16 protein-coding genes are annotated in these 17,914 nt (G+C 68.8%); 6 read left to right on the plus strand and 10 right to left on the minus strand.

Annotated features, from left to right (window positions below; translation table 11 throughout):
- The first annotated feature begins 135 nt into the window (after positions 1 to 135).
- Positions 136 to 951 carry a tetratricopeptide repeat protein gene (locus FJV41_RS23645; RefSeq protein ID WP_141644800.1) on the plus strand — a complete coding sequence of 272 codons (816 nt, stop codon included), beginning with the start codon at positions 136 to 138 and terminating at the stop codon, positions 949 to 951.
- A 3-nt stretch (positions 952 to 954) separates the two neighbouring features.
- Positions 955 to 2,382, plus strand: coding sequence for a hemolysin family protein (locus tag FJV41_RS23650; RefSeq protein WP_174453591.1), 1,428 nt, complete (start codon positions 955 to 957; stop codon positions 2,380 to 2,382).
- 22 nt (positions 2,383 to 2,404) lie between these two features.
- Here FJV41_RS23650 and FJV41_RS23655 read toward each other — a convergent pair whose 3' ends face one another.
- Positions 2,405 to 3,166: a TapB family protein gene (locus FJV41_RS23655; RefSeq protein ID WP_141644801.1), complete on the minus strand. Its 762-nt coding sequence runs from the start codon at positions 3,164 to 3,166 to the stop codon at positions 2,405 to 2,407.
- A 284-nt stretch (positions 3,167 to 3,450) separates the two neighbouring features.
- Between FJV41_RS23655 and smc the strand changes: the two genes are divergently transcribed.
- On the plus strand, positions 3,451 to 7,050 hold the full coding sequence (gene smc, locus FJV41_RS23660) for a chromosome segregation protein SMC (RefSeq protein WP_141644802.1): 3,600 nt from the start codon (positions 3,451 to 3,453) through the stop codon (positions 7,048 to 7,050).
- 98 nt (positions 7,051 to 7,148) lie between these two features.
- Here the strand turns inward: smc and FJV41_RS23665 are convergent, their stop codons facing one another.
- The 6 genes from FJV41_RS23665 to groES all read right to left on the minus strand — a co-directional run bounded on the left by FJV41_RS23665 (position 7,149) and on the right by groES (position 13,230).
- Complete coding sequence (locus FJV41_RS23665; RefSeq protein ID WP_141644803.1) at positions 7,149 to 8,351, minus strand: hypothetical protein; 1,203 nt, start codon at positions 8,349 to 8,351, stop codon at positions 7,149 to 7,151.
- A 38-nt stretch (positions 8,352 to 8,389) separates the two neighbouring features.
- Positions 8,390 to 9,775: an FHA and sigma-54 interaction domain-containing protein gene (locus FJV41_RS23670; RefSeq protein WP_141644829.1), complete on the minus strand. Its 1,386-nt coding sequence runs from the start codon at positions 9,773 to 9,775 to the stop codon at positions 8,390 to 8,392.
- 587 nt (positions 9,776 to 10,362) lie between these two features.
- Positions 10,363 to 10,758, minus strand: a complete 396-nt coding sequence (locus tag FJV41_RS23675) for a ferritin family protein (protein ID WP_141644804.1) — start codon at positions 10,756 to 10,758, stop codon at positions 10,363 to 10,365.
- Between the two features lie 97 nt (positions 10,759 to 10,855).
- Positions 10,856 to 11,113 carry a glutaredoxin 3 gene (grxC, locus tag FJV41_RS23680; RefSeq protein ID WP_141644805.1) on the minus strand — a complete coding sequence of 86 codons (258 nt, stop codon included), beginning with the start codon at positions 11,111 to 11,113 and terminating at the stop codon, positions 10,856 to 10,858.
- 146 nt (positions 11,114 to 11,259) lie between these two features.
- Positions 11,260 to 12,903: a chaperonin GroEL gene (groL, locus tag FJV41_RS23685; RefSeq protein ID WP_141644806.1), complete on the minus strand. Its 1,644-nt coding sequence runs from the start codon at positions 12,901 to 12,903 to the stop codon at positions 11,260 to 11,262.
- A gap of 36 nt (positions 12,904 to 12,939) precedes the next feature.
- The gene (gene groES / locus FJV41_RS23690; RefSeq protein WP_002640434.1) at positions 12,940 to 13,230 is read right to left on the minus strand and encodes a co-chaperone GroES; all 291 of its coding nucleotides are present in this window, start codon (positions 13,228 to 13,230) and stop codon (positions 12,940 to 12,942) included.
- A gap of 413 nt (positions 13,231 to 13,643) precedes the next feature.
- Between groES and FJV41_RS23695 the strand changes: the two genes are divergently transcribed.
- From FJV41_RS23695 to FJV41_RS23705, 3 genes are read left to right on the plus strand one after another with little or no spacing between them, the layout of a single operon-like run.
- Positions 13,644 to 14,243 (plus strand): hypothetical protein, encoded by a 600-nt coding sequence (locus FJV41_RS23695; protein ID WP_174453593.1) that lies wholly within the window; start codon positions 13,644 to 13,646, stop codon positions 14,241 to 14,243.
- Positions 14,244 to 14,262: 19 nt separating this feature from the next.
- Positions 14,263 to 14,904, plus strand: coding sequence for a hypothetical protein (locus FJV41_RS23700; RefSeq protein WP_141644808.1), 642 nt, complete (start codon positions 14,263 to 14,265; stop codon positions 14,902 to 14,904).
- A gap of 39 nt (positions 14,905 to 14,943) precedes the next feature.
- Complete coding sequence (locus FJV41_RS23705; RefSeq protein ID WP_141644809.1) at positions 14,944 to 15,423, plus strand: NUDIX hydrolase; 480 nt, start codon at positions 14,944 to 14,946, stop codon at positions 15,421 to 15,423.
- A gap of 9 nt (positions 15,424 to 15,432) precedes the next feature.
- Here FJV41_RS23705 and rpoZ read toward each other — a convergent pair whose 3' ends face one another.
- From rpoZ to pgm, 3 genes are all read right to left on the minus strand, one after another.
- Positions 15,433 to 15,672: a DNA-directed RNA polymerase subunit omega gene (gene rpoZ, locus FJV41_RS23710; protein WP_141644810.1), complete on the minus strand. Its 240-nt coding sequence runs from the start codon at positions 15,670 to 15,672 to the stop codon at positions 15,433 to 15,435.
- A 141-nt stretch (positions 15,673 to 15,813) separates the two neighbouring features.
- The gene (locus FJV41_RS23715) at positions 15,814 to 16,167 is read right to left on the minus strand and encodes a DoxX family protein (RefSeq protein ID WP_181790873.1); all 354 of its coding nucleotides are present in this window, start codon (positions 16,165 to 16,167) and stop codon (positions 15,814 to 15,816) included.
- 12 nt (positions 16,168 to 16,179) lie between these two features.
- On the minus strand, positions 16,180 to 17,820 hold the full coding sequence (gene pgm / locus FJV41_RS23720; protein WP_141644811.1) for a phosphoglucomutase (alpha-D-glucose-1,6-bisphosphate-dependent): 1,641 nt from the start codon (positions 17,818 to 17,820) through the stop codon (positions 16,180 to 16,182).
- Positions 17,821 to 17,914: the final 94 nt, after the last annotated feature.

The raw sequence follows: 17,914 nt of genomic DNA on the forward strand, positions 1-17,914 counted from the left end.
GGCCTCCGCCACGGGGGCGGGCCGGGGATGACAGGCGGAGAACAGGAAGAGCAGGAGGGCGGCGTGGCGCATGGACGGAGGGAAACTCTACCTTGCACCCTTTGTTGCGCGACGCGTAGATTGCCCGGCGCTCTCATGGCCCGGGAAAAGGACAACATCGCGCTCTCCGACGAGCACAACACTCGCGGAATCGAGCTGGCGGACCGGGGTTGGCTCGATGAGGCCATCAAGGAGTTCAAGAAGGCCATCGACCTGGACCCGAGCTCGGCGCACGCGCACGACAACCTGGCCACCGTCTACGCGGAGAAGAAGCTCTTCCGCGAGGCCCTCACCGAGTACCTCACCGCCCTGAAGCTGGAGCCGGAGAGCGCCACGGCGCACTACAACCTGGCTTGCTTCCTCTCCACGCATGCCGGGGAGATGGCGGTGGAGGAGTACAAGGAAGCCATCGAGTTGGATCCGGAGTACCCGGACGCGCACCTCAACCTGGGCCTCACGTACGCGGACCAGGGTCGGGTGGAAGAGGCGATGCGCGAGCTGCAGGCGGCCATCGAGCTGGACCCCCAGGACGCGTTCCCCCGCCACGAGCTGGCGGCACTGATGATGGACGAGGGGGACTACCGCTCGGCGATTACGTTGCTGAAGGACGTGGTGCGGCTGGAGCCGGACAACTTCGAGGCGCAGCTCGACTTGGGCATCTGCTACGCGCAGAAGGGCTTCTACGCGGAGGCCGAGCGCGCATATGAGCGGGCGCGCGCGCTGAACGCGGAGGACCTGCTGCTCAACTACAACCTGTCGGCGCTGTACGCCCTGTGGGGCAGGCCGAAGGACGCGGTGCAGTACCTGAAGGCGGCGCTCACGGCGGACCGTCAGAAGGTGATGGGGTGGCTGTCCACGGACCCCATGTTCGACGCGCTCAAGGGCGACGCCGACTTCGACGCCTTGTTCTGAGCCATGGGAATGGAATGGGTGTTCCTGGGGCTGGCGATCCTCCTGGTCTTCGCCAACGGCTTCTTCGTGGCGACCGAGTTCGCCATCGTGAAGATTCGCGCCACGCGCCTGCAGTCGCTCGTGGACGAGGGCACGCCGGGCGCCGCGCAGGCGCTGCGGATGGTGGAGAAGCTGGACGCGTACCTGTCCGCCACGCAGTTCGGAATCACGCTGGCCTCGCTGGGCCTGGGCTGGCTGGGTGAGCCCGCCTTCGCGAAGCTCCTGGAGCCCGTGCTGACGCGGCTGGTTCCCGAGGGCGCGAGCCCCACGCTGGCTCACACCGTGTCGGTGGTCATCGGCTTCAGCATCATCACCTTCCTGCACATCGTCCTGGGAGAGCTGGCGCCCAAGAGCCTGGCGATTCAGCGCGCGGAGGCGACCACGCTGGCCGTGGCGCTGCCGATGCGGGCGTTCTACTTCCTGTTCTATCCGGCCATCATCCTGCTCAACGGGCTGGCGGCCTGGGTGCTGCGCATCTTCGGCCTCCATTCCGTGGGAGAGGCGCACGAGGCGCACAGCGAGGACGAGCTGCGCGTCATCCTCCACAGCTCCGCGCAGGCGGGGGCGATTACGACGGCGCGCGCGGAGCTTTTGGAGCGCGCGCTGGAGATGGCGCAGAAGACGGCGCGGCAGGTGATGGTGCCGCGAAACCAGGTGAAGTTCCTGGACGTGGAGGAGCCGCTGGAGAAGTGCATCGCGGACGCGCGCGCCGCGGGGCACACGTGGCTGCCGGTGTGCCGGGGCAACCTGGACGAGGTGGAGGGCGTGGTGAACGCCAAGGACCTCTTCTTCCTCCTGTCTCGCGGCGAGCTGCGCAGCCTGGCGCAGGTGCAGCGGCCGGTGCTCTTCATCCCGGAGAACGCGACGCTGGAGCAATTGCTCGCGGAGTTCCGCCGCCGCCGTCGTCAGACGGCCCTTGTCGTCGACGAGCACGGCGGCACGTCGGGCCTGGTGACGATCGCGGACGTGGTGGCCGAAGTCGTGGGCGACGTGGCGGAGCTGGGCCGGCGGGTGGACGAGGTCCGCTCGCTGCCGGGCGGGCGCTTCGAGCTTCCCGGCACGGCGCAGTTGGATGACCTGGAGGAGCGGCTCGACGTCAGCTTCGACCTCGATGAGGACGAAGAGGGCGAGGTGACGACGATTGCCGGCTTCCTGATGGCGAAGCTGGGGCGCGTCCCGGAGAAGGGGGACTCGCTGCGGCTGGATATGTGGCGAATCCTGGTGGAGGAGGTGGACGGCCCCCGCGTGGTGCGCGTGACGGTGGAGCCCCAGTCCCGCGCCGCCCCTCGCTCGGCCACGGAGTCGTCGTCCTCGTCCGGCCCGGGAGAGCCGTCGCAGGGCGCTCCAGGAGAGATACCCCCCGCCTCGTCGTCGGGCGGCGAGTCCACCTAGCTGTCCGCCCCGGCCGCCGGGGTCAGGGCGCCGAGGGCACCTTCTTGTCGGCCGCGGCCTTCTTCACGGGCCGGCGCGCCTTGCTGGAGGACTTGGCCTGCACGGGCTGGGGACGCTCCACCTTGAGCAATTCCAGGTCCGTGCTCTCCGCCGTGGCGAACTTGAGGATGCCCACGCCCGGCGCGAACCAGACATAGCTCTCCATGGAGCGGCCCTCGGAGCCAGGGCGGCTGGCGCGCGCGGTGACGATGTTCTTCACCTTCAGCGCCTTGAACGTGCCGGCGGCCACGGTGACCTCCTCCTCGCCCACGACGGTCGACTCCTTTTCGAACGTGGTGGCGATGATGGGCCGGATGCCGCCCGTCTTGCCCGCGGGGGGCTGGAGCTTCACCGACAGGCTGTTCTTCCACGAGCCGCCGGGCACCATGCTCGTCAGCGCGGGCACCGCCATGCCTTCCGAGCTCACCACCTGCACATCCATGCCGGACGCGGACAGCAGCGTGCCTTCCAGGCCGCCCAGGCCCGTGCTCATGCCCTCGGCGGTGCAGGTGGCGTCCGTCTCGCCCTGGCGGCCCTTGAGCTTCACGGCGACCTTGCCGCGCAGCCCCTCGGGTGTGGGTGTCACGCCGTGGGTGCTGATGACCATCTGCGACGACTTGCCCGCCCGGTAGGTGAGCGTCAGCCCTTCCTCCAGCGGGAAATACGGGTGGGGGCAGGGGGCCGGGGCTTCCACCGCCTGCGTGTCAGACCGGGGTGTTACCTCCGGCGTAGGGGACGCTCCCATGAGGAGCGTCAGGGCAAGAAAGGGCTGGTACGTACGCAACCTCCAGGAATGTCAATGGGAAGGTAGGGTGGGGCGGCCAGGGCGCAAGTCCAAGAGAGGACCCTCCTGCCCGCCTCTGGCCCGTTTGAAGGGCAAGCAGCCGAACGTATGGCCACGCGTGGCATGGTCACGCTTGATCGCCTGGATGGCGGCTGGTACTCCTGCTGATCGTTCCGAGGCCGATTTTTCGGCCTCGCGCTCACTTTTCACCTCGTACCTCGCGCCTCTTCCAGGAGCCCGCTGGCATGCGTATCAAGCGGTTGGACATCACCGGCTTCAAGTCGTTCATGGAGCGGAGCGTCTTCACTTTCGACGAGGGCGTCACCGGCATCGTCGGCCCGAACGGCTGTGGAAAGTCCAACGTCGTGGACGCCATCCGCTGGGTGATGGGTGAGCAGAGCGCGAAGAACCTCCGTGGCCGTGGCATGGAGGACGTCATCTTCAACGGCTCGGAGAACAAGCCGCCCCTGTCCATGGCGGAGGTGTCGCTCACCTTCCTGGTGGATGACACGGACCAGCTGTCGCCCCAGTACCAGGGCTACTCGGAGATCACCGTCACGCGGCGCCTGTTCCGCAACGGGGACTCGGAGTACCTCATCAACAAGACGCTGTGCCGGCTGCTGGATATCACCGAGCTGTTCCTCGGCACGGGCGTGGGCACCAAGGCCTACTCCATCATCGAGCAGGGCCGCGTGGGCCTCATCGTCTCCAGCAAGCCGGAGGACCGGCGCCACCTGCTGGAGGAGGCCGCGGGCGTCACCAAGTACAAGGCCCGCCGCAAGGCCGCCGAGCGGAAGATGGAGGCCACCGAGGCCAACCTCCTGCGCGTGACGGACATCACCAGCGAGCTGGAGAAGCGGCTGGACGCGCTGTCCCGCCAGGCGAAGAAGGCGGAGAAGTACAAGAAACTCAAGCAGCGCATGCGGGACATCGACCTGCACGCGGCCAGCCACCGCCACCTGGAGCTGCTGGCGGAGAAGCAGGTCCTCCAGTCGCGCCTGCAGAACCTGGGCTCCGAGGAGCGAGAGAGCCTGGACCGGGTGAAGGAGCTGGAGGAGGCCATCACCCGGCGCCGCGCGGAGCTGGACGCGGAGGCCGCCGCCCTCCAGACGCTGGCCGCGGAGGTGCACGCGCTCGAAAGCTCCGTGCAGCGCGACACGCAGGAGCTGGCCTACGGCCGCCGTGACTACGACGAGACGAACAGCCGCGTGATGCAGGCCCGGGCGGAGCTGGACGGGCTGCTGGCCCGGCAGGCGGAGATGTCCGACGCCATGGCCGCCCGCGAGGCGGAGCTGTCCGGCATCGCCGGCTCGTGGAAGGAGGACGAGGTGGCGATGCAGGTGGCGCAGGAGGAGCTGCGCCGCGTCAACCACCTCCAGACGGAGGTCGCCCTGCGGCTGGAGCAGGAGCGCGCCGGGCTGGTGGCGGTGGCCACCCGACTGGCCAACCACGAGAGCAACCTGGTCAACCTGGCCCGTCAGCGCACGGACCTGGAAGCGCGCCGGGCCAGGCTCCAGGCGGAGCTGGACGGGCTGCGCGCGCAGGAGACGGAGCTGGAGTCGGTGCGCGGCGACGTGGCGAAGCGGGTGGAGGACACCCGGCACCTCGCCGCGGAGCTCGCCGAGCGCAAGGGGCAGGAGGAAGAGGCCCTCACCCGCACGCGCGCGACCTTCACGGAGAACGAAATCCAGGTCATCGCGCTGCGCGAGGAGCTGAGCGACAAGCGCAGCCGCCTGTCGTCCCTGGAGGACATCCAGAAGAACTACGACGGGTTCGACCGGGGCGTGCGCGCGGTGATGATGCGCGCCGGCACGGTGGCCCGGGAGCAGGGCATCTTCGGCCTCGTGGCGGACGTGCTCACCGTCACCCAGCGCTACGAGCGCGCCGTGGAAGCGGCCCTGGGTGAGCGGCTCCAGCACGTCATCGTGGAGAGCCGCGACAAGGGCGTGGAGCTGGTGGAGTACCTCAAGGGCCACGCGGAGGGCCGCGGCAGCTTCCTGCCCGTGCCCATGCTGGACACCCTGCAGCCCGTGCTGGAGCCGGACTTCGAGCGCCCGGGTGTGCTGGCCCACGCGCTGCGCGAGGTGACGTGCGAGGAGGCCCTGGCGCCCGTGGTGCGGATGCTGCTGGGAGACGTGGTCATCGTCCAGGACCTGGCGTCGGCGCGTGCGTACTCGGAGGCCGGTGGCCCCCAGTGCACGCTCGTCACCCAGGAGGGCGAGGTCTTCCGCTCGGACGGGACGATTGTCGGCGGCGAGCGCGAGGGCGCGGCGGTGGGCGCGCTCCAGAAGAAGCGTGAAATCGCCGAGCTGGCCACCGAGGTGGCCCGGGTCGAGGAGCGCTACAACGAAATCCTCACCCGGCACTACACGCTCCAGAAGCAGATGGGGCACACCGAGGGCGTCCTCAAGGGGCTGGCGAAGAACCAGCACGCCGAGGAGGTGAACCTCGCCAGCCAGGAGAAGGACCTGCACAAGGCGGGCGAGGACCTGGCGAAGGTGCGCGAGCGCCTCCGGGCCCAGGAGCTGGAGGACGGGCAGCTGGGTCAGAGCCACATGGCGCTGGCGAACGAGGAGGAGACGAGCCGGGGCGAGGTGGCCCACGGTCAGACGGACCGGGAGTCGCGCGAGGAGCGCGTCCGGCAGCTCTCCTCCGAGCAGGAGTCGCTGCGTCAGCGCTCCGAGTCCGCCAATGGCGAGCTGACGGGCCTGCGCATCAAGGTCGCCGCGGGCAGCGAGCGCGGCGAGTCCGCGCGCAAGGAGCTGGACAGCCTGGTGACGCAGCGCCGGGAGATGGAGACGCGCGTGGCGCGCCTCCAGGCGACGCTGGCCGAGGGTGGCACGCGCACGGAGGAGCTGGCGCGGCGCACGGCGGAGACGGAAGCGGGGCTGGCCCAGCGCGTGGAAGAGCACCGCGTGGCCGCGGAGGGCCTGGAGACGCGGCGCACCGCGCACACCACGGCCTCGACAGAGGTGCGGGAGCAGGACGCCCAGTTCCGCGAGCTGCGCGGTCGGGTGGAGGAGCTGATGCAGGGGCTGTCGCAGATTTCGCTGCGCGAGCGCGAGATTGCCCTGGAGCTGGAGCACCTGTCGGCCGGCATCCGCGAGCGGCACCAAGTGGACCTCGCGCTGGAGCTGCACCGCTACCACCTGCTGCCTTCCCTGGCGCCGGAGACGGAGGCGGAGCTGAAGGACCTGCGCGCCCAGGTGGAGAAGATGGGGGAGATCAACCTCACCGCCATCGACGAGCACGCGGAGCTGTCCAAGCGCTTCGACTTCCTCATCGCGCAGAAGACGGACCTCCAGGCCTCCATGGGTCAGCTGCGCGAGGCAATCACCCGCATCGACGCCACCAGCCGCGAGCGCTTCAAGCAGACCTTCGACGTGGTGAACGAGAAGTTCCAGGCCATCTTCCCCCGCCTGTTCGGCGGTGGGCGCGCCAGCCTGGTCCTCACCAACGACGGCCCCAATGGCGAGCCGGGCGTGGAAATCGTCGCCCAGCCGCCGGGCAAGAAGCTGCAGAGCGTCAACCTGCTCTCCGGTGGAGAGAAGGCCCTCACCGCCGTGGGCCTCATCTTCGGCATCTTCCTCATCAAGCCCACGCCCTTCTGCCTCCTGGACGAGGTCGACGCGCCGCTGGATGAGGGCAACGTGGGCCGCTACAACGACATGGTGAAGGAGATGAGCAGCCAGTCGCAGTTCATCCTCATCACCCACAACAAGCGGACCATGGAGGTCTCCAACACCCTCTACGGTGTCACCATGGAGGAGCCGGGCATCTCCAAGCTCGTCAGCGTGCGCATCAGCGAGGCCAGCGCGGCCAACGACGACAAGATCAGCGCGTAGTCGTCCTCACGACGCTGGAAACACAGAAGGCGCGGGTCCCGGAAGTTCGGGTCCCGCGCCTTCGTGCGTTTCAGCCCCGCTGGGGGACTGCTTACTGACTACTTGCCCTTGTAGGACTTCTTCGGGCACGCCTTCTGGTCCGCGTCCGCGCGGGCCTGGGCGGCCGTCAGGTCCTTCTGGGTGTTGGTCAGCGCCGTCTGGCTGGCCGTCTCCACCGGCGTCCAACCCTCGGCGTCCGTCGTCTTCAGCTCCTGCACCAACGCCACGGAGGCCTGGTCCACGGCCTGCTGGGCCTCCAGCGCCTTCACCCAGCCCTGCGCGGCCTCCACCAGGGCGTTGCACTTGCCGGCCAGCTCGTCGAACAGCTTGTAGTCCTTGGTCTTCTGGTACTTCGCCACCACGGCCTCGAACGACTCGGCCGCCGCGGCGCGGGCGCCGAAGGCGATGGCCGCGTCCGCCGCGCGCTGGTTGCGGACGACCTCCAACTGGAAGAAGCGCAGCTGGGGGGGCAGGGCGCTGGCGGCCTCGGTGGCCCCGGAGTTGAAGTGGACGAAGCGGTGCGGGTAGCTGAGCTTGTCCGTGGACAGCTTCGCGGGCACGGCGACAATCTTCGTCTTGAGGCACGCGGCGAGCTGGTCACCCTCGGTGCTGCCGGAGGCGTCGAACGTCACCTCGGCGACGGGCTGGCCCTTGGTGAGCGTCATGTGGGACGTCAGCACCGGCGGCGTCTGCGCCTTGTAGGTGGCGTAGCAGTCGCACCAGCCCTGCTGGGCCAGGCGGACGGCGCCGGAGAAGTCCGAGCCGTCGTTGACGCCGAACTTCACCGTGGCGCTGGCCGTGGTGTCGTGCTCGAAGGTCGCCGTGGACTCCAGCGGCTGGGCGCCCTTGGCCAGGGGCTTGGGCTGGACGAGCTTGTCCACCACGGCCTGGATGCACTGCGTGCCCGTGGGGGTGAGGTTCTCACCGGTGATGGTGTGGGTGCCGCCCGCGTCCGTCACGGTGGTCTTCACCGTCGCCACCGTCTTCTCGGCGGGGCCCCGGTTCTGCGGGGACACGAGGCACTCGAGTACTTCCGGCCGGGTGGTGAGCATGGCGCCCACCAGCACGCCCTGATTGGACGCCGGCAGGGTCAGCTCGCGCGGGAAGCAGGTGGCCACGTCGAACGCGGGCTGGTTGCCAATGCGCACGCGCTCCTCGGTGGTCTGCGGCTTGGCGGCCGTGTCGGCGCTCTCGGCGGGCTTCTGCTGACCGGCGCAGGCGGCGGTGAAGACGACGGAGGCTACGACGAGACGACGCAACATGCGGTTGTTCTCCATGGGGTGGAACTGCGAGGGGGCACTCACTTCTCCAGGCCCTCGGCGTTCTTGAGGTCCTTGAGGCGAAGCCCGTTCTTCTTGAGCAGACGATAGAGGCTCTGCATGGACAGCCCGGTGCGCTGCTCGGCGGCCTTCATGTCGAAGCCCACCGTGCGCATCACCTCGGCGAAGTAGAGGCGCTCGAAGTCGGCCAGCACCCTGTCCTTCGCCTCGTGGTACGGCATGCCGGTGACGAGCGTGGCCACGTGGGTGCCGGGCGGCTGACCCTCCGGGCGGCGCGAGGGCTGGGCGAGGAAGTCCAGCCAGCTGGTGTTGCCCGTCTCCTCCATCAGCGCGCCGCGCTCGAGCACATTGCGCAGCTCGCGCACGTTGCCCGGCCAGTCATAGCCCTCGAAGAGCGCGAGCGTCTGGGGCGTCAGCGTCACGCTGGCGCGCAACGTCTGCGACAGGGCCTGCGCCAGCGAGGGCAGGTCCTCGCGGCGGGTGCGCAGGGGCGGCAGGCGCACGCGCGCCACAGCGAGGCGGAAGTACAGGTCCGCGCGGAAGCGGCCCTGGCGCACGTCCTCCTCCAGGTTGCGGTGCGTGGAGGCGATGACTCGCACGTCCACCGGCACGGGCTGGCCGTCCAGCGAGGGCACCTCGCGCGCGTCCAGCACGCGCAACAGCTTGCCCTGCACCATCAGCGGCAGCTCGCCGACCTCATCCAGGAAGAGCGTCCCTCCCCGGGCGGCCTCGAAGACGCCGCGCGCCTCCTTGTCCTCCGGGTCGCTCGCGCGCAGTCCGCCGAACAGCTCCCGCTCCGCCTTCTCCTCGGAGATGAGGTTGCAGTCGACGACCTTGAACGGGCCATGCCGCCGCGACGAGTGCTGATGCACCGCGCGCGCCGCCAGCTCCTTGCCGGTGCCCGTCTCGCCCTCGATGAGCAGGCTCATGTCCTCGCGGGCCACGCGCCGCAGCTCCGTGAAGACCCACCGCATCTTCTCCGAGGAGCCCACCAACGCGCCGAAGGACTCGGCGCCCGCGAGCTCCACCTCGGTGGGCTTCGCCGCCACCTTCACGGCCAGCTTCGTCTTGCCGAGCTCGACCTTGTCCCCGCGGCCCAGGTACGCCTGAAGCACCTGTCGCCCGTCGAGGAAGGTTCCGTTGCGACTGCCGGTGTCGCGCAGCAGGAGGCCTCGCGGCGTGCGCTCCACCTCGAGGTGACGGCGGCTCACCGTGGTGTCCGTCAGCACCAGGTCGCTTGCGGGGTCCGAGCCCACGCGTACCAAGCCATCCTGGGTCGTCACCTTCTTGCCCTTGTCGGGGCCAGACACCACCTCCACGGTCCATTCGTGAATGGGGATGCGGGTGGTGCGGCCTTCTTCTTTGTCCGTCTGGGTGGTCTGGGTGACCTCGGGCCTGGGCTCCATCATGGGTCCTCTTTAGGTGCGAGGGGACCGGGCGGGCAAGCCCGACGCACCATGTGCTCGTGCCCGAACTGGTCAGGGCAGCATGAGTGGAAGAATCTTCCCGGAAGGCTGTTGCACGTCAGCCTTCTGCGGAAGGAGCGCCCCGTGCGCGTGGACCGGGGCGGGGGTGGCGCGTCGGAGTGTCCCCGCTCGGGCCTCCGGGCGAACGACTCCCCAGCGCGCGGTGGCTTCGGAGCGGGGCCTGGGCCCTCGTCCGTGCGTTGCGCGATGGGGATGCTGGCGTCCTTCCCGGTGACTTCCGGGAGGGCGCGTCGGAGGGTGGGGTGGCGCACGTCCACGTGGCCCCAGTACGCCATGGACGCCTGGGGACCTCGTGCTGGGGTGTGCCTGGGACTGTCCACCAGCGCACGTTCGTCGCCGTGCAGGCGCCGCATCGTGTCGCGGTGCGGCCCTCGGGCGTTCCGCAGCCGCGCCTGCGCCGGCGGAGGTCGTCCAGGAGGATGGGAAGGGCCGTTCCAGAAGCTCACGGCCGGCATCCAAGACGAACACCCTCCGCGAATCCAGTGTCACGCGCGGGCGAGGTCCAATCAGTACGTCGACGGCGAGTCGCTGGCGGGGAATGACTCCTTGGAAAGCTCGTCGACGAGATCATCCGAGCTGGTTCCTCCGGACTTCACCCCCGCGTTGCTCTGGTCCCTGCCCACCGGTCCCTTTGGGGAGGACTTGCCCGAGCCCGCCGCGCGCTTGCGTCCGGCGCTGCCCGTGGCCGCGGCCCTTTCCGTCGTCCCCAGTCGCGCGCCCAGGAGGTTCTTCGCCCGCTCGGCCAGGTGGCGCTGCTCGTCCCGCCAGTCGCGGAAGAACTGCGCCAGCTCCGGGTCTCCCGCCCGCTCCGCGTCCTGGATGAACTGCTCCGCGGTCGAGGCGCCCTTGAGCAGGTGATACAGCGTGCTGATGACGTTGTAGTGCGCGTCTTCACCTGCCATTGCCGCCTCCCGAGAAGGGGTGGTGTTCCATGGCGGTAAGGTAGGCACGGCCGCGGCGAGCGGCCCCGCGAAGGGCGCTCGCCCGCCTGCTCGCGACTCAGGCCTGGAGCATGGGCTCCAGCTTGCCTTCCTTGTCGAGCTGGGCCAGGTCCGAGTAGCCGCCGACGTGCGTGTCACCGATGAAGATTTGAGGCACGGTGCGCTGGCCTCCGCTCATCTCCACCAGCTTCTCGCGCGCGTCATCGTCTCCGGTGACGTCCAGCTCCTGGTAGTCCACGCCCTTGCGCTTGAGCAGGTCCTTCGCGCGGACGCAAAAGCCACAGTAGTTCGTGGTGTAGATCTTCACGGGTTTCACGGTGTCGCCTCCTTCATTCCCAACGTAAGGGCGTGGCCTTTCGCGCGCCACCGGGCGCATGAAAGCACGACGGCCCCCGGCTCCTTGAAAGGAACCGGAGGCCGCCAGTGAAGCGTCCACCCCGGACGGACCGGGGTGGGGGGCGACTACATGCCCATGCCGCCCATACCGCCCATGCCGCCCATGCCGCCACCGCCGGCGGGGGCGTCCTTCTCGTCCTTCGGACGCTCGGCCACCATCGCCTCGGTGGTCAGCATCAGGGACGCCACGGACGCGGAGTTCTGCAGCGCCGTGCGGCTCACCTTGGCCGGGTCGATGACGCCCGCGGCCAGCAGGTCCTCGTACGCGCCCGTCGCGGCGTTGAAGCCGAACGAGCCCGTGCCTTCCTTGACCTTGTTGACGATGACGCTGCCCTCGAGGCCGCCGTTGCCGACGATCTGGCGCAGGGGCTCCTCGACGGCGCGGCGGATGATGTCCACGCCGAACTTCTCACCCTCGGCGAACGTCTGACCCTCCAGCGCCTTGAGGCACCGGATGTAGGCCACGCCACCGCCAGGAACCACGCCCTCCTCGACGGCCGCGCGGGTCGCGTTGAGCGCGTCCTCCACGCGGGCCTTCTTCTCCTTCATCTCCGTCTCGGTGGCCGCGCCGACGTTGATGACGGCCACGCCGCCCACGAGCTTCGCCAGACGCTCCTGGAGCTTCTCGCGGTCGTAGTCGCTGGTGGTCTCCTCGACCTGGGCGCGGATCTGCTTCACGCGCGCCTCGATCTCCGGCTGGCTGCCCGCGCCGTCGACGACGGTGGTGTTGTCCTTGTCGACGGTGATGCGCTTGGCCTTGCCCAGGTCCTGCAGGGTCAGCGTGTCCAGCTTGATGCCCAGGTCCTCGGCGATCATCCGGCCGCCCGTCAGGGTGGCGATGTCCTCGAGGATGGCCTTGCGGCGGTCGCCGAAGCCCGGCGCCTTCACCGCGCACACGTTCAGCACGCCGCGGATCTTGTTCACCACCAGGGTGGCCAGGGCCTCGCCCTCGACCTCCTCGGCGATGATGAGCAGGGGCTTACCAGCGCGAGCGACCTGCTCCAGGATGGGCAGGAGGTCCTTCATCGAGGAGATCTTCTTCTCGTGGATGAGGATGAGCGCGTCGTTCAGCACCGCCTCCATCCGCTCCGGGTCCGTCACGAAGTACGGAGACAGGTAGCCGCGGTCGAACTGCATGCCTTCGACGACGTCCAGCGTCGTCTCCAGGCCCTTGGCCTCCTCCACCGTGATGACGCCCTCCTTGCCGACCTTCTCCATCGCGTCCGCGATGATCTGGCCGATGGTGGCGTCGCCGTTGGCGGAGATGGTGCCAACCTGCGCGATTTCCTTCTTGTCCTTCGTCGGCTTCGCCAGCTTCTTCAGCTCCGCGACGATGACCGCGACGGCCTTGTCGATGCCGCGCTTGATGTCCATCGGGTTGTGCCCGGCGGCCACCAGCTTCGCGCCCTCGCGGAAGATGGCCTGCGCCAGCACCGTGGCGGTGGTGGTGCCGTCACCGGCGACGTCGGAGGTCTTGGACGCGACCTCCTTCACCATCTGCGCGCCCATGTTCTCGAACTTGTTCTCCAGTTCGATTTCCTTCGCCACCGTCACACCGTCCTTGGTGATGGTGGGCGAGCCGAAGCTCTTCTCGATGACGACGTTACGGCCCTTGGGGCCGAGGGTCACCTTGACCGCGTCGGCCAGGATGTTGACGCCACGGAGAATGGCCTCGCGGGCGCGTACGTCGAAAAGCAGTTCCTTCGCCATGATGGGAATTCCTTGAGTGAAGGGGTGGGGGACGGATTACTTCTCGATGACGCCGAGCACATCCTCCTCACGGAGGATGAGGTGCTCCTCGCCGTCGAGCTTGATCTCGGTCCCGGCGTACTTGCTGAAGAGGATGGTGTCGCCGGCCTTGATGTCGAGGGGACGCACCTTGCCGTCCTCCTGCACCTTGCCGTTGCCGACGGCGATGACCTTGCCCTCGAGGGGCTTCTCCTTCGCCGTGTCCGGGATGAAGAGGCCGCCCTTGGTCTTGTTCTCCTCGGCGACCCGCTTGACGATGAGCCGATCCTGCAGGGGACGAATCTTCATGGTCTGCTCCTTGATGGGCGCCCACCGTCCGGGATCTCCGGACGGCTCTCGGCGCCACTGGGGGTTGAAAAGGGCCGTGACGACCCGCGGCATTTAGCACTCACACCTTGCGAGTGCTAACGCCTAGGCGCGGCGGATAATAACCAGCGAAGTCGACCCGTCAAGCGACGCTGACTGCCCGTGCCCCGACATGCCAACCGTCTGGCATTGCTGCTCTTTTCCCCGCCGCGCACGACGCCGTGGAAGGACGCCCGCTCGTCGCCCCGCACGTGGAAATTGGCACTCGGGGTGGTCGAGTGCCAGCGCAAGTGCTTGGAATCATTGAAAGCGGGTTTTGCGACGAGGAGGGTCGATTGCTACCGTTCCCTTATTCCCGAAGGCGCCGTCGGCCGGGTGGAAGGACGGGAGTGTCGATGAGTCAACTGGTGGCGTCCCTGTCGCTGAAGGAGTTCTTCAAGTCGCTCCTGGACGAGGTCACTTCGCGCCAGCGCGTCTCGCTGGAAGAGGTGACGGAGTTCTATCTGGTGAACCTGCTGGCGGACTTCGCCAGCACCGACATGCTGTTCGACCGCCAGGAGGACGGCCGCAAGGGCCGCGAGCCCCTGGCGCTGCTCTACCACCAGGCGCTGCAACAGGAGCGCGAGGCGCGCATCCGGACGCTGCGGCGGCTGGGGGATGTCTCCCTCTACACCGTGGGCTTCTTCTCCGGCGCGCTCCAGGGCGGAGTGGTGGGGCCGGACTACTACATCCAGATGGGAGGCACGGCGTACGGCCAGGTGGCGGACCTGTCCCCTCGGGCGGGCTTCGCGGGGGTGTACCGGGAGCTGCACGACAAGTTCCGCTCGGTGGTGGAGGTGCTGGAGGAAATCTCGGCGCGAGGCATGGTCCGGGCCGGGCCCTCCGGGGCGTTGAAGGTCTACGAGTCGTGGGCGCGCACGGGCAATGACCGGCTGGAGCGCGTGCTGGTGGACGCGGGGATGATGCCGAACGCGAAGGGACAGCTCCCCAACTAGCCGTGGCACGGAGGTCGCGATGATTGGCCGCGTTCAGGACCACCTGGAGGCCATCTATGGCTTCACGTGCGAGGCTCGGGCGGAGGTCTTCGTGGTGGACACGGAGGCCGCCGTCCAACTGGGTGCCACGGGGCGCAGTGACGAGGAACTCCTGGTGCACGAGTCGGGGGACGCGCTGGAGATGGCGCTGTACCTGTCCCCCGCGCTGCTCGACAGGCTGAAGCCCTACGAGGCCGGGCCGCTGGGGTACCTGCTGGATGGAGACCTCGCCGGCTACTGCCAGGTGGCCGAGGGCGTCAGCCACTTCCTCTACATGGCGCACACGGCGGCGCACGGGCGGACGGTGTCCCTGCTGGAGCTGGAGGCCCAGGCGGAGGTGGACAAGTTCGCCATCTGCCTGTTGCACCGCTGGGGGGAGGGGGTGGGGGCGTGGGCCCAGGAGCTGCTCACCCGGCTGTTCGACCGGGTGTCCTACCGGGACAAGCTGTCGTCCCAGGAGCGCTGGCGGTACGAGGAGGCCAACCGCGTCTCCCGGCGCTTCTGCTCGCGGATGATGGGGCACGTCTCCGGAAGGCGGTTGGACAAGCTCCTGGCGGACCTCCGGTATGCCTACCGGCTGGGAGCGGAGGCGAAGCTGAGTCACTTCGTCCACGGTGGTTGAGTCCCCGCGGCCCGCCTCCTTCGGTTAGGGTAGGTGGGCATGCCACGCGAGGCGTCCGCAGGCGGGATTGTCATCCGGGAGAGTGACGGCACCTGGGAGGTGGTCGTCATCCGTCCGCATGGCCGTCCCCTGTGGGCGCTGCCCAAGGGGCACGTGGACCCGGGGGAGACTCCGGAGCAGACGGCGAGCCGCGAGGTCCACGAGGAGACGGGGCTCACCGCCGCGCTCATCGCGCCGCTGGGTGAGATTCGCTACGTCTACCAGTTCCGGGGGCAGCGCATCTTCAAGCGCGTCCACTTCTTCCTCTTCCGCTACCAGGAAGGCGCGCTGGGGCCGCTGCCGGGGCCGCGCGTGGAGGTGGACGAGGTGCGCTGGGTGCCGGTGGGACAGCTGGTGCCCCTGCTCGGCTACAAGGGAGAGAAGGCCGTCGCCGCGCGCGCCGTGCGGTGGATGCGCGCCCAGGGGCTCATCCCGGAGGCCCCTTCCCCGGCCGTAAGGCCCGAGGGGAAGGGAACCTAGGACCTACGACTACTTGCGGGCGTCTTCGGGGGTGTACTTCCCGGACAGCGCCTCGCGCACGTCGCGGTCGAACTTCACGCGGCCCGTGGCCACCTCGCGCAGGGACAGCACGGGGGGCTTGTTCTTGGAGCTCTCGATGATGGGGCGGGCGCCGGCCATCAGCTGACGCGCGCGCTTCGCACCGAGCAGCACCAGCGCGAACCGGTTGTCGACGAGGGGGAGGCAGTCTTCGACTGTGACGCGAGCCATGGAACGTCCTTCGGATTTCGGTGGGGCTACCTGAAACGGTGAAAACTAAAGACCGCCCCGGGGGGAGTCAAGGAAGGACGCACGGGCAGGGCCGCCGGGCGGACAGGCGCTGTCCCACCCTGGAAGCCTGGATTCGGTGGATCAGGTGTACCACCAGGCCCAGGCGATGAGGACGACCTGGAGGGGCAGCCGAGCCCAGAGCAGGTGTGCGGGGACCTTCTTGAAGCGCTCGGGCTGGAGGGCCATCTGGAGGTTGGCCGGGAAGATGGCGACGAACAGGGCGATGAGTCCCCAGGCGGACACCGCGCGCGTGGCGGGAACCAGCAGGCCCACGCCCAGCAGCACTTCCGCCACGCCGCTCAGGAAGACCAGGGGCCCGTGCCACGGCAGGTACGGCGGCATCATCCGCACGTAGGGGCGCGGGTTCACGAAGTGATTGATGCCACCGGCCACCATGAACAGGCCGAGCACGTACATCAGGACGGTCTTCACCATGTGCCGGGAGTCCTACGCCCCCGCGAAGGCCGTGTCGACGATGGCGCGGGCTTCCTGGAGGATGGCCTGGAGGTGGGCGTCGTCACGGAAGCTCTCCGCGTAGATTTTGTACACGTCCTCGGTGCCCGACGGCCGCGCGGCGAACCAGCCGTTCTGCGCCACCACCTTGAGCCCGCCGATGTCCGCATCGTTGCCGGGCGCGCGCGTGAGGCGCTGGAGGATGGGTTCTCCCGCGAGGCTCGTCGCCTTCACCGCCTCCGGTGAGAGCTTCTTCAGCACGGACTTCTGCGCGGGCGTAGCCGCCTGGTCGATGCGCGCGTAGTACGGCGTGCCGAAGCGCCCCGCCAGCTCCTGATAGTGCTGTCCCGGGTCCTTGCCGGTGCGCGCGAGAATCTCCACCGCGAGCAGGTCGAGCAACATGCCGTCCTTGTCGGTGGTCCACACGGTGCCGTCGCGGCGCAGGAAGGACGCGCCCGCGCTCTCCTCACCGCCGAAGCCGAGCGAGCCGTCCAACAGCCCGTCCACGAACCACTTGAAGCCCACCGGCACCTCGACGACGCGGCGGCCCAGGCTCTTGGCCACGCGGTCGATGAGCCCGCTGCTCACCAGCGTCTTGCCCACGGCGGTGTCCGCCTTCCAGCCGGGCCGGTTCTGGAACAGGTAGTGGATGGCCACCGCGAGGTAGTGGTTGGGATTCATCAACCCGATGGAGCGCGTGACGATGCCGTGCCGGTCCGAGTCCGCGTCATTGCCGAAGGCGATGTCGTACTGGTCCTTGAGCTTCACGAGATTCGCCATGGCGTACGGCGACGAGCAGTCCATGCGGATCTTCCCGTCATGGTCCACCGGCATGAAGCGGAACGTCGGGTCCACCGTGGGGTTCACCACGCGCAGGTTCAATCCGTAGCGCGTGGCGATGGGCTCCCAGTACGCGACATTGGAGCCGCCGAGCGGATCCGCGCCGATGTGCAGCTTCGCGCCGCGCAGGGCCTCCATGTCCACCACGGTGCCCAGGTCCTCGACATAGGGCGTGATGAAGTCGTGGGGCTTCACCGTCGGGGCCGTGCGCGCCTTCTCGTAGGGCGTGCGCTTCACGCCCGCGTTGCTGGTACCGAGCAGCGCATTGGCGCGGCGCTCGATGCCGGAGGTGACGTTCGTGTCCGCGGGGCCGCCGTTGGGCGGGTTGTATTTGATGCCGCCGTCCTCGGGCGGGTTGTGGGACGGGGTGATGACGATGCCGTCCGCGAGCCCCGAGGCGCCCCGGCCTTTGTTGTACGTGAGGATGGCGTGGGAGATGACGGGCGTGGGCGTGGCGCCGTCGGTGAAGCGCACCTGGACGCCGTTGGCGGCCAGCACCTCGAGCGCGGTCTGCTGCGCGGGCGCGGACAGCGCATGGGTGTCCATGCCCAGGAACAGCGGCCCGTCGATGCCCTGCTGCTGCCGGTATTCGCAGATGGCCTGCGTCACCGCGACGATGTGGGCCTCGTTGAAGCTGGTGCGCGCGGACGAGCCCCGGTGGCCCGACGTGCCGAAGGCGACGCGCTGCTCGGGCACGGCCACGTCGGGACGCTCCGCGTAGTAGCGCGCGCGCAGCTTCTCGGGGTCGATGAGGAGGTCTTCCGGCGGGAGCTTTCCAGCGAGGGGATGGGCCATGTCGCCGCCAACATAAACGCGCCGCGCGACGGATGGATCTCCCATGTGAGGGAGCTGTCCTCGGGTGGACCCAGACCCTCCCGGGCTCGAAGCG

Source organism: Myxococcus llanfairpwllgwyngyllgogerychwyrndrobwllllantysiliogogogochensis, assembly GCF_006636215.1.
Lineage (GTDB): Bacteria > Myxococcota > Myxococcia > Myxococcales > Myxococcaceae > Myxococcus > Myxococcus llanfairpwllgwyngyllgogerychwyrndrobwllllantysiliogogogochensis.

Coding starts and splice junctions, on each gene's coding strand:
- FJV41_RS23645 (WP_141644800.1), top strand. CDS start 136: ATGGCCCGGGAAAAGGACAACATCGCGCTCTCCGACGAGCACAACACT.
- FJV41_RS23650 (WP_174453591.1), top strand. CDS start 955: ATGGGAATGGAATGGGTGTTCCTGGGGCTGGCGATCCTCCTGGTCTTC.
- FJV41_RS23655 (WP_141644801.1), bottom strand. CDS start 3,166: ATGGGAGCGTCCCCTACGCCGGAGGTAACACCCCGGTCTGACACGCAG.
- smc (WP_141644802.1), top strand. CDS start 3,451: ATGCGTATCAAGCGGTTGGACATCACCGGCTTCAAGTCGTTCATGGAG.
- FJV41_RS23665 (WP_141644803.1), bottom strand. CDS start 8,351: ATGTTGCGTCGTCTCGTCGTAGCCTCCGTCGTCTTCACCGCCGCCTGC.
- FJV41_RS23670 (WP_141644829.1), bottom strand. CDS start 9,775: ATGGAGCCCAGGCCCGAGGTCACCCAGACCACCCAGACGGACAAAGAA.
- FJV41_RS23675 (WP_141644804.1), bottom strand. CDS start 10,758: ATGGCAGGTGAAGACGCGCACTACAACGTCATCAGCACGCTGTATCAC.
- groL (WP_141644806.1), bottom strand. CDS start 12,903: ATGGCGAAGGAACTGCTTTTCGACGTACGCGCCCGCGAGGCCATTCTC.
- groES (WP_002640434.1), bottom strand. CDS start 13,230: ATGAAGATTCGTCCCCTGCAGGATCGGCTCATCGTCAAGCGGGTCGCC.
- FJV41_RS23695 (WP_174453593.1), top strand. CDS start 13,644: ATGAGTCAACTGGTGGCGTCCCTGTCGCTGAAGGAGTTCTTCAAGTCG.
- FJV41_RS23700 (WP_141644808.1), top strand. CDS start 14,263: ATGATTGGCCGCGTTCAGGACCACCTGGAGGCCATCTATGGCTTCACG.
- FJV41_RS23705 (WP_141644809.1), top strand. CDS start 14,944: ATGCCACGCGAGGCGTCCGCAGGCGGGATTGTCATCCGGGAGAGTGAC.
- rpoZ (WP_141644810.1), bottom strand. CDS start 15,672: ATGGCTCGCGTCACAGTCGAAGACTGCCTCCCCCTCGTCGACAACCGG.
- FJV41_RS23715 (WP_181790873.1), bottom strand. CDS start 16,167: ATGGTGAAGACCGTCCTGATGTACGTGCTCGGCCTGTTCATGGTGGCC.
- pgm (WP_141644811.1), bottom strand. CDS start 17,820: ATGGCCCATCCCCTCGCTGGAAAGCTCCCGCCGGAAGACCTCCTCATC.